This is a genomic window from Paenibacillus sp. GCM10028914 (assembly GCF_042666275.1).
GTDB lineage: Bacteria > Bacillota > Bacilli > Paenibacillales > Paenibacillaceae > Paenibacillus_AQ.
The window spans coordinates 231,251-242,122 of the sequence record NZ_JBHTFO010000018.1; the positions used below are offsets into that span (position 1 = coordinate 231,251).

General features: G+C 47.1%; 6 protein-coding genes. 5 read left to right on the forward strand and 1 reads right to left on the reverse strand.

Translation table 11 applies throughout. From position 1 onward, the window contains the following. Nucleotides 1–4 precede the first annotated feature (4 nt). Nucleotides 5–436: an NUDIX hydrolase gene (locus ACFQV5_RS21510; protein ID WP_379249841.1), complete on the forward strand. Its 432-nt coding sequence runs from the start codon at nucleotides 5–7 to the stop codon at nucleotides 434–436. On the opposite strand, the gene ACFQV5_RS21515 is transcribed toward ACFQV5_RS21510, so the two are convergent. Further along, on the reverse strand, nucleotides 437–1,408 hold the full coding sequence (locus ACFQV5_RS21515) for a Na/Pi cotransporter family protein (protein ID WP_379249843.1): 972 nt from the start codon (nucleotides 1,406–1,408) through the stop codon (nucleotides 437–439). Nucleotides 1,409–1,540: 132 nt separating this feature from the next. On the opposite strand from ACFQV5_RS21515, the gene ACFQV5_RS21520 reads away from it, so the two are divergent. The 4 genes from ACFQV5_RS21520 to addA all read left to right on the forward strand — a co-directional run bounded on the left by ACFQV5_RS21520 (nucleotide 1,541) and on the right by addA (nucleotide 10,818). Further along, entirely contained in the window at nucleotides 1,541–2,914 is a 1,374-nt protein-coding gene (locus ACFQV5_RS21520; protein WP_379249845.1) for a class I SAM-dependent rRNA methyltransferase, read from the forward strand. A gap of 44 nt (nucleotides 2,915–2,958) precedes the next feature. Then, nucleotides 2,959–3,099, forward strand: coding sequence for a hypothetical protein (locus ACFQV5_RS21525; protein ID WP_379249847.1), 141 nt, complete (start codon nucleotides 2,959–2,961; stop codon nucleotides 3,097–3,099). Nucleotides 3,100–3,184: 85 nt separating this feature from the next. Then, a complete protein-coding gene (gene addB / locus ACFQV5_RS21530) occupies nucleotides 3,185–6,688 on the forward strand; it encodes a helicase-exonuclease AddAB subunit AddB (protein ID WP_379249849.1) in 3,504 nt (1,167 codons plus the stop codon). Between the two features lie 8 nt (nucleotides 6,689–6,696). Continuing rightward, a complete protein-coding gene (addA, locus tag ACFQV5_RS21535; protein ID WP_483874816.1) occupies nucleotides 6,697–10,818 on the forward strand; it encodes a helicase-exonuclease AddAB subunit AddA in 4,122 nt (1,373 codons plus the stop codon). Nucleotides 10,819–10,872: the final 54 nt, after the last annotated feature.

The following is a 10,872-nucleotide window of genomic DNA, read 5'->3' on the forward strand; positions in this document are numbered from 1 at the left end:
AGATATGAATCGAAAAGAAATTTCCGCAGGTGGTGTCGTTTATCGCCAGAAGGATGGAGAGCTTCAAATTCAATTGATTCAGGATCGCTATGGAAAAACCTCTCTTGCCAAAGGCAAGATGGAGCCCGGGGAAACGATTGAGCAAACGGCATTACGTGAGATTTTGGAAGAGACAGGAATCGTAGGTAAGATTATTGCTCCAGTTGATATTATTGCTTATAAATACAATCATCCTGAATACGGAGTGGTTGACAAGGAAGTGCATTATTACTTAGTTGAAGCTGAAGAGGGCAATTTAAAGCCACAGATTGAAGAGATTAACGATGTTGAATGGTATGAGCCTCAGACAGCTTGGCAAAAACAACGTCAGGGCGGATACGGCAACAATGATATTATTTTACGCAAGGCACTTGAACTTCTGAATATCAGTGTTTAACTACGCACTTGATTCCTTTCGCCATACAGGCAGATAACATAAAGGCAAAGCGAGCAGGGAGCATACAATATTAAAAATAGTCTGTGAATGAGCAATTTGACTCCCAGGATCTGTTGCCAGTAAGCCGGAAACAGCTGCAAGTGTACTTATAAAGGGTGCAAATAAAATTGCACCGCTAATATTGAGCCCCAGATGTGCCCAGGCTACAAATCTTCCGGCTTGCGTGCTGCCTACTGCAGCCATAAGAGCAGTTACACATGTGCCGACATTTGAGCCGATCACGATGGCTACCCCTACCGTTGGTGGCATGACTCCACTTACTGCTAGACTCATAGCCATGGCAATAACTGCGGCACTGCTGTGTATCAGGGCAGTAAGAGCCGCCCCGGCCAGAATCCCCCATAAGATGCTTTGCGAAGCGTGTTCGATGAACCACTGAAATACGCCAAGCTGCTGCAGCGGAGGACCTATGGACTGCATGATCCGGATACCGAGCAAAATAAGTGAAAATCCGGCAAAGGCAAAGCAAATGAATTGTGTTTTTTCGAGTCTGTTCCGTAGTTTAATGAGTGAAGACGGAATCCGTTCATATAGGATGACAAGGGCTGTCCAGACCAAAATCGAAAGAATAAACAGAGGCATTGCGATCTGTCCGATCTGCAAGCTGATCAATTCGGTTGTCAGGGTTGTGCCGATGTTGGTACCGAGGATGATGCCGAGTGTGCCTGCGTAGTTTAGGAGCCCGGCATTAGCAAATCCGATCGTCAGTACCGTGACAGCCGTACTGCTCTGAAGCAGAGCAGTGAGACCTGTGCTTGTTATCATACCTTTTAAAGGCGTGGATGTTGCTTTATTCAACCATTCATGGAGCTTGGGACCGGCAAAACGCTGAAGTGACGCTTCCATAAGCTTCATACCGAGCAGGAACACGACAAGGCCGTAAGTAACTGGAAACCAGAGTGAAGAGAGCATGAGATTCTCCTTTTGTTTAGATTGTGAATGACGACGAAGTCGTTTCTACTTGTTAATTACGTATATGACCCTAGTGGGACACGCATACCAGTGATTGTCCAAAGGGATAGAAATCAGGGAGTGAAGTTAAGAATGCCATCGGTTATTTTAGACCGCAGCCGAAAGAAAAGATTAGAACAGAGTCATCCATGGGTTTTCAAAAGTGAAATAGCATCAGTTGAGGGAAATCCCGAACCTAGTGATCTGGTTGAAGTGAAGAATCACCAAGGGCGTTATCTTGCCACTGGTTATTACAATCCAAAATCACAAATTACAGTGAGAATCGTCTCATACCAACCACTTGAGAAGATGGATCGCAGTTTCTTTGTATCCCGCTTTAAAGATTGCCTTGCTCACCGTGAGCGGTTTATCGGTGATGAAAATGCATACCGACTCGTATATGGAGAGGCAGATTTTCTACCAGGACTGATTGTGGATCGGTTCTCTGATGTACTCGTTGTTCAGCTTCTGACACTTGGCATGGATCGCTCTAGAGATATCATTGTTGAAGCGCTTGTAGAAGTAATGAACCCTAAAGGTATTTATGAGCGTAGTGATGTGTCTGTAAGGGAGCTTGAAGGCTTGGAGCAGCGTAAAGGCATCTTGTATGGCGAATGTCCTCGACATGTATTGGTTACTGAAAATGGATTAACAATCAAGGTTGATATCGAAGAGGGACAGAAAACCGGATACTTCTTTGATCAGCGGGAGAACAGAGCTTCCATTCAACCGCTTATGACTGGCTGGGGAGGCCGAAGCGGAATTACGGTGCAAGAAGTGGAAGTGGATGGACAAGTTCGCAAAGTTCCTGTGAACAAAAGCGGAAAAGAAGTTTCATTCCCTTACTGGGACGGAGCCACGGTTCTGGAGTGCTTCTCTCATACCGGAAGCTTTACACTTCACGCTTGCAAATATGGAGCTAAGAAGGTAACCTGCCTGGATATTTCCGAGCATGCAATCGAAAGCGCAAGAGAAAATGTGGAGCTCAACGGATTTCAAGATCGTGTCGAATTCGTTGTGGATGATGCATTTCAGTTTCTTCGTACACAGGTTAAAGGTGTGGAAGAGCGTGAGGAACGTGCCAGAGGGGGACATAAAGTTGACACCTCGAAGCCGCTCACTGCTGGAGGGGGGCGTACATGGGACGTCGTTATTCTGGATCCTCCTGCTTTTGCCAAAAACAAGGGTGCGGTCAAGGGAGCTTGCCGCGGCTACAAAGACATTAATCTTCACGGGATGAAACTGGTAAATGAAGGCGGTTATCTCGTTACAGCAAGCTGTTCGTATCATATGCGTCCGGATTTGTTTCTGGAGACGATCAAGGATGCGGCCCATGATGCGGGAAAAGTATTGCGCTTAATCGAGTGGCGTGCAGCTGGTAAGGACCATCCACAGATTTTAGGTGTAGACGAAGGTCATTACTTGAAGTTTGCGGTATTTGAAGTTCGCAGCAAAACGACGCTTTAAGGCAATGGATTGCCGATTATTATAAATGGATAAGAGACTGTCTGATGAAGCGAGATGTAGCTGCTGAATCCGGCAGTCTTTTTTTTGATATCAATCGTAAAGAATTGTATTTCTTGTTTGTGTTGCTTATGGAAATGGAATCCAAACGTATGTTCCTTTGTTTAGCACTTATGCTATACTATTAGACACGATATATTAGGTTGTGAGACAGCTATTTTATATATAAATGCGCTTATAAAATATTAGGTCATAGATTTGAGGAGGCACGACATGTCCTTGCATTTTGTCATCGGACGATCTGGGAGCGGTAAGAGCACCGCGATATGCGAAGAGATTACAAATCGACTGAAAGAAGACCCTCAAGGCAAGCCGATCATTCTGATTGTACCGGAGCAAGCATCCTTTCAGGCAGAGAATATGCTCATTAATTCTGGGGTTATCAAGGGAAGTCTTCGTGCTCAGGTGCTCAGCTTCCGCAGGTTAGCCTACCGGGTAATGCAGGAGACTGGTGGCAGCGCCAAGACTGCGATCAGTGAGGAAGGTAAGCGGATGTTACTATACAAAATCATCCAGCGCCGTAAAGAGGAACTGAAGTTGTTCGGTGCCTCAGGAGACCAACTTGGTTTCGTAGGGAAACTGAGTGATTTGTATACCGAGATGAAACGATACTGTATAGATTCTTCCTGTGTAGAAGATCAACTGGCTCAGTTTGCGACGGCAGGAAGTCCACCAATGCTTCGGCGTAAGCTTGAAGATGTACTAATGTTGTACAAGGATTTTGAGCACGAGCTGGCACCTCTTTACATGGATGAGGAAGACACACTCGTTACCCTTGCTGAAGGGATTAGCCGCTCAGAGTATATCCGAAACGCAGATGTATGGATTGATGGGTTTCATGGCTTTACTCCACAGGAGTATGCTGTGCTCAGAGAACTAATACAGCATGCTTCTTCGGTTACGGCTGCTTTGACTTTGGACAAACCTTATCTGGACGGTTCCCTGCCACATGAACTAGATTTATTCCACCCTACAGCTATGACTTATATAAAGCTGCAAGGTATTGCAGATGAATTAGGATTTGAGACATCGCATACGCTGCTTGGTCCAGAGAAGCTGCCTAGGTTTCAGGAAAACGCAGTGTTGGCACATCTGGAACGAGGCTATGACCGAAAAATTCGCTGGCGACCTCTTGATGGTGAAGAAGCTCTGAATCCGCAAGGATTAGCTTTGTACGTCGCTGCTAACCGGCGTGCCGAAGTAGAAGGTGCAATTCGAGAGATGGTTAGGCTTTCGAGAGAAGAAGGAGCCAGATATCGTGAGATGGCTGTATTCGCACGGAATCTGGGAGATTATGAATCTTTAGTCGGTCCATTGTTTCGTGAATACGATGTACCTTATTTCCTCGATCAAAAGCGCAGCGAGCTTCACCATCCACTCGTTGAATTCATCCGTTCTGCACTGGACGTAGTAGAGCGTCGCTGGCGTTATGATGATGTATTCCGCTGTGTCAAAACAGACCTACTGCTTCCACTTGACGGGACGTTGTCCAGAGAAGATATGGATGCTCTTGAGAACCATGTACTAGCTTCGGGGATCCATGGCTCAAGGTGGACTGACGGTCGTCCATGGAAAGGGGTACCTAGTCTTTCTCTGGAAGATGGGGCCGGGGAGACTCGTCAGGCAAAAGGTCGTATTGAGGAATGCCGTGCTGCCATTACAGGACCGCTACATGCTTTTGAGAAGAGAATCAAGAAAGCTGCAACAGCACGTGATAAGTGTACGGCGGTGTACAGACTGCTTGAAGAAGCCCATGTACCAGAGAAGCTTGAGCTCATGAACCGGGCTGCGCTGGAAGACGGAAGACCAGAAGATGCGAGAGAGCATCGCCAGATTTGGGGGGCTGTCCTGGATCTTCTGGATCAAATTGTTGAAATGATGGGAAATGAGAAGCTGAGTACGGAGATGTTTACTGGAGTACTGGATACAGGGCTAACAGAGCTTAAAATGGCACTTGTACCGCCTTCACTTGATCAGGTACTTGTCGGCAGCATGGATCATACCCGTTCCGGAGGCGTAAAATATGTCTTTTTGCTGGGCTTTAATGATGGGGTTGTTCCTGCTCAGTTTCAGGATGATGGGATATTGACCGAACAGGAGCGGGTTACTCTTGAAAGCTCAGGCATGGAGCTTGCTCCAAACATTTCCCGGCGTTTACTGGATGAGCGTTTTCTTATATATACAGCGCTGACTATTGCCAGTCATAGGCTGTGGGTAAGCTATCCGGCAGCGGATCACGAAGGGAAGACCCTATTACCCTCAGAGGTCATACGGCATTTGAAAAACATGTTTCAAATAAAGGAACAAGTGCTGTTTCCTCAACCTCACGGAGAGCAGTCGGCGGAGGCTCAGGGGGAATTTGTAGCAGGAAGTACAAAATCGCTCGCATTTCTTGTGGGTAGACTTCGTGACTTTCGAAATGGTGAAAGCCTGCCTCCTTTTTGGTGGGAGGTATATAATTGGTTCGCGCGAAGCCCGGAATGGAAAGAACAACTTGGATCTATGCTTTCCTCGCTCTCTTATCGCAATGAGACGAAAAGTCTTCGCGAGGAAACGAGTCGGCGTTTGTATGGCCGAAAGCTGAGAACTAGTGTGTCACGCATGGAGCGATTTGTTGCATGTCCTTTTTCACACTTTGCATCTCACGGACTTAAGCTGCGGGAGCGTCAGTTATACCGACTCCAAGCTCCTGATATTGGGCAATTGTTTCATGCTGCGCTTACCGATATGGCTTCTCGGTTCAAAGAACAGCGCCGCAGTTGGGGCGATCTAAGTGCGGATGAATGTTTACGGGAGGCAGAGACGACGGTGGATCGGCTTGTTCCGCTCTTGCAGGGTGAAATATTGCTAAGTTCGAAGAGATACGGATATATATCCCGCAAGCTTAAGAATATCGTCGGCCGTGCCTCAGTTATATTAGGTGAGCAATCTCGCCGGGGCAGCTTTGAACCGGTTGGTTTGGAATTGGATTTCGGACCGGACAAGCCTATCCCTCCTTTAATCTTCGAGCTGCCAAACGGAGTGACCATGGAAGTAGTTGGCCGTATTGACCGTGTGGATATGGCGCGTGGGGAGAACGGTATTATGCTGAGGGTCATTGACTATAAATCAAGTCAAAAAGATTTGCGCCTGCACGAAGTGTATTACGGACTGTCCCTACAGATGCTGACCTATTTAGACGTATTACTTACGTTTGCCGAGGATTGGTTAGGAGAGGCGGCAATGCCGGCAGGCACTTTGTATTTTCATGTTCATGATCCGGTGCTTCAATCACCGAACGGGATGAATGCGGATCAGGCAGCAGAAGAACTGCTCAAGCGCTTCAAGATGAAAGGGTTGCTGCTCGCTGACCGTGAGGCTGTTTCCTTGATGGATTCGGCACTGGAAAAAGGCCACTCTGCTATTTTGCCTGTTGCGGTTAAAGCGGATGGGAGCTTCTATAGCAGTGCATCTGTTGCTTCTCCTGATCAATGGAGTACACTGCTCGGTGCAGTGAGAGAGAATATTGTTCGGATTGGATCGCAGATTACGGGTGGAGAAGTAAAGATAGAACCTTATCGTATTGGGCAGGAGACGGCTTGCACCCACTGCTCATATCGGCCTGTATGTCAGTTTGATGAGGCAATGGAAGGAAGTCATTATCAGCTACTAGGGAAACCGGGCAAAGATCAAGTATGGGATCTGCTCGGTCAGATGAAAGGAGGAGACGAAAGGTGAACGGAATCATGACTAAGCCGGAAGGCAGTATATGGAGTGATGACCAGTGGAAAGCGATCGCTCTTAGCGGAAATGATATTTTGGTTGCTGCAGCAGCGGGTTCCGGTAAAACCGCCGTACTGGTCGAGCGTATTATCCGAAAAATTACGGATGAGAGCGGAGGCTTTAGTGTGGATCGTCTGCTCGTAGCAACATTTACAAAAGCAGCTGCAGCAGAAATGCGTGAACGTATAAGGGAAGCACTTGATCGAGAACTGGAGAAAGACCCGGATAATGAACATCTCCGGCGTCAACTTGCGCTACTCGGTCGGGCTTCTATCACAACGCTTCATTCTTTTTGTATGGAAGTAATAAGACGTTATTATCAGCTGATACCTCTTGATCCGAGCTTTCGGATATTGAATGAACACGAAGCGGAACTCATGCGTCAAGACATTCTGGAAGAGCTTTTTGAGGAAAAGTATGGTGATGCCGAGCGCGGTGGAACTTTCGTGCAGCTCGCAGACTGGTTTAGTGGTGAACGAAGTGATGATGCGTTATACCGCCTTGTTCAGCGGCTTTATAACTTCTCACAAAGTCATTCTTGGCCTGAACGTTGGCTTCGGGATACGGCGGCAGAATTTCAGGTGAAAGATACGGCGGCGCTCGGAGAGACGGAATGGGTCCGTAGTATTCTGGCTGACGCTCACTTAGCACTCTCCGGGGCAATTGGTTTGTTGGAGCAGGCACGTTCTATAGCGCTGCAGCCGGGTGGGCCAGCTCCTTATGCCGTAAATCTGGAAGAAGATAAAGCGATGGTCAATTCATTGCTTGAGGCAGTAAACAGTAAGCCTTGGGAACAACTGTATGATACCTTTCGCAATGTTTCATTCGGTAAACTGAAATCTGTTCGTAAGGGCGATGTGTTTCCAGAATTACAGGAGAGGGTAAAAGAACTGCGCGACACCGTTAAGAAGACCATTAATGAGCTTAAGACTGCATTGTTCGGTCGTCCTGCGTCTGAATTTATGAGTGAGCTTCATACAGCAGCCCCGCTTATGAATGAGTTGGTGGAGACAGTGATTTCGTTTGCGGATCGATATCGTGCGGCAAAAGCAGCGAAAAGTACGGTGGATTTCAATGATTTGGAGCATTATTGCCTTCAAATTTTAAGACATCCAGACTCGCTACCGGGTCAGCTAATGCCTTCGGACGCTGCGCTCGAATACCGTCAGCAATTTGATGAAGTGCTGCTCGATGAGTATCAGGATACAAATAGTGTACAGGAGGATATTGTCCGCTTGATCTCGAGAGAGTCACCTGGTAACCGGTTTATGGTTGGTGATGTTAAGCAGAGTATCTACCGCTTTCGATTGGCTGAGCCGGGTTTGTTCTTGGAGAAATACAAGAAATATGAGGTTGGAGATCCTGCGGGAGATCTATCCGGAGAATCTAATGCTCTGATTCCATCTGGAATCCGGATTGATCTCGCACGGAATTTTAGAAGCCGAATGGAAGTGGTAGACGCTGTGAATATGCTTTTCAGACAGATTATGAATGAGTCTGTGGCTGAAATTGCTTATGATCAGCGTGCTGAACTCGTATGTGGTGCCTTTTATCCAGAGGCCAGAGCAGCTCTTGGCAACCATTCGAATGAAGAAAATGAAGACACATCAGCTAACCCCTATTCTCCTGAACTTATTCTGATCGACCGTCTTGGCCCAGATCCAGAGGAAGTGAAGGAAGAGGAAGGATCGGAGACGGACAGTTTTTCTCCTGAAGCAGAACGTTTAGAGATGGAGACTGCCCAGCTGGAAGCCCGCGCTATTGCCCGCCGGATTCGAGAGATGATAGGTGAGAATGGCCAACCGCTCATGGTGTATGATAAAGCTCTTAAATCGATGAGACCTGCACAATATGGTGACATGGTTATCTTGCTCCGTTCAGCAATGGTCTGGGCGCCTTTAATTATGGAGGAGCTGCGACAGGAAGGAATTCCTTCGTTTGGAGAACAGAGTAAAGGGTATTTTCAAGCGATTGAGGTTGAAATCATGCTCTCTTTACTCCAAGTGATCGATAATCCTCAGCAGGATATCCCTCTTGCTTCTGTACTAAGGTCTCCTATTGTTGGTTTAACAGAAGAGGAATTAGCGCAAGTTCGTCTATGCGCTGGTGGAACTTTCTATGATGCACTTTCCGAAGCGATTGCTACGTACGAGCCTGATCTGCTGGACCAGGCAGGATTGAATGCTAACCATTGGATAACTGGTCTTGATTTACCTGGATACGCTGAGGCAGCAGCAGGACTGGCTGATATGGGATCGGTGTCGCTCCAACCCAACATTCAGAGCACGGGAAATGGTATATCCAATGAATTGTATGGGAAACTGAAGAAGTTTATGGAAAGGCTACAAAGCTGGCGTAAGGATGCGCGTCAGGGCAGTCTCAGTGACCTGATATGGCGGATTTATAGTGAGACAGGGTATTTGGACTGGATCGGGGGACTGCCTGGAGGAACACAGCGTAGAGGCAATCTGACGGCGCTTTATGATCGGGCTGTACAGTATGAACAAGATACTTCATCTAGAGGCTTATTCCGTTTCCTGACATTTATATCCCGTTTGCGTGACAATGGAGGAGATTTAGGAGCCGCTGGCGGTGCAGAGGCAGAGGGAAATGCCGTACGCCTAATGACGATTCACAAAAGCAAGGGCTTGGAATTTCCGGTTGTGTTTGTTGCCGGGATATCAAAGAAATTTAACCAACAGGATTTGAACGCTCCATTCCTGATGCATAAAGAGCTGGGTTTTGGTCCGAAGTATGTGGATGAGAAGCTGCGAGTTAGTTATCCGACACTGCCAAATCTAGCGATTCGTCGTAGGTCCCAACTGGAACTGCTCGCTGAAGAGATGCGCGTTTTGTACGTTGCCCTTACGAGACCGAAGGAGAAGATGGTGCTGGTTGGAACCCTAAAGGACCTGCCAAAAAAAGTGAGCAGCTGGGCACAAGCTGACAATGCGCTTGAATTGCTTCTGCCAGATTATATGCTCGCCCGCGGGCGGAGTTATCTGGATTGGATCGGACCGGCCATCGTCCGTCATCCATCTGCACATATTTTGAGGGAAGCTGCTGGCCTGGATACGCTTGATCATGGTGTTCTATCATCGGACAACACGAAGTGGGTTATTAAACTGGAGGCATCAGATTCTTTGTCTGAGACGACGTTGATTCGTGAGAAAGAGGAAGTAACCGAGGAAGAGAGAACTGTCAAGGAGTCGGCACTGCGTAACCTAGAACCGATTGTTGATATCGGTTGGACTGGAGAAGGTAGTGTACAGGAAATGAGACAGGACATTTATTCACGTCTAAGCTGGTCTTATCCTTATTCGTTGGTCAGTGGAATATCGGCGAAAACTTCTGTCTCAGAAATGAAAAAGCTTCTTACTATGCAGGATAGTCCTTCGCTGGATATGATCGAGGAGACTGCTCTTCAAAGGCAGCGGAAGGATGAGGAGAAGAATCAGGGTCAATTTACCTTTCATCTGCGTCGGCCGAAATTCATGGAAGAGAGCAAGCTGACGCCAGCAGAGCGAGGAACTGTCTATCATACAGTCATGCAGCACTTACCGCTTAGTAGCAGTACAGATCTTTCGGTAATAGAGCAGACTATTGCAAAGCTTACCGAGAATGAGACGATTACTAGAGCACAGGCGGATGCTGTAACTCCAGAAGACATTTTAGGTATTTTCCGTTCACCGGTAGGTTTGAAGCTGATTGAAGCCGAGCAGGTCTGGCGAGAGATGCCGTTCTCTTATGGATTGTCTGCAGCAGAAGCTTATAAAGGTTTGTCATTTCTCGGATTAACGGAAGAGACTCGCGGAACTGTGGTGAACGTAGATCAGCTTTTGGATAATGAGACTGTGTTAATTCAAGGGGTTGTGGACTGTTTGTTCCGGATAAATGGACATTTGGTTTTGCTGGACTATAAGACAGACCGGGTGCTGGAACACCGTGGAGGTATCGAATCCTTAACGGAGCAGTACCGATTCCAATTGGACTTGTACGGTAAAGCATTGGAAGATATTTTAGGTGAGCCAATTCATGAAAAATGGCTTTACTTTTTCGATGGAGGACATGCTGTGCTCCTATAGTATTCGAATACTGAAATATTAATAGAATGGGTTCATGTTTTTGGATTCCATATG

Coding starts and splice junctions, on each gene's coding strand:
- ACFQV5_RS21510 (WP_379249841.1), top strand. CDS start 5: ATGAATCGAAAAGAAATTTCCGCAGGTGGTGTCGTTTATCGCCAGAAG.
- ACFQV5_RS21515 (WP_379249843.1), bottom strand. CDS start 1,408: ATGCTCTCTTCACTCTGGTTTCCAGTTACTTACGGCCTTGTCGTGTTC.
- ACFQV5_RS21520 (WP_379249845.1), top strand. CDS start 1,541: ATGCCATCGGTTATTTTAGACCGCAGCCGAAAGAAAAGATTAGAACAG.
- ACFQV5_RS21525 (WP_379249847.1), top strand. CDS start 2,959: ATGAAGCGAGATGTAGCTGCTGAATCCGGCAGTCTTTTTTTTGATATC.
- addB (WP_379249849.1), top strand. CDS start 3,185: ATGTCCTTGCATTTTGTCATCGGACGATCTGGGAGCGGTAAGAGCACC.
- addA (WP_483874816.1), top strand. CDS start 6,697: ATGACTAAGCCGGAAGGCAGTATATGGAGTGATGACCAGTGGAAAGCG.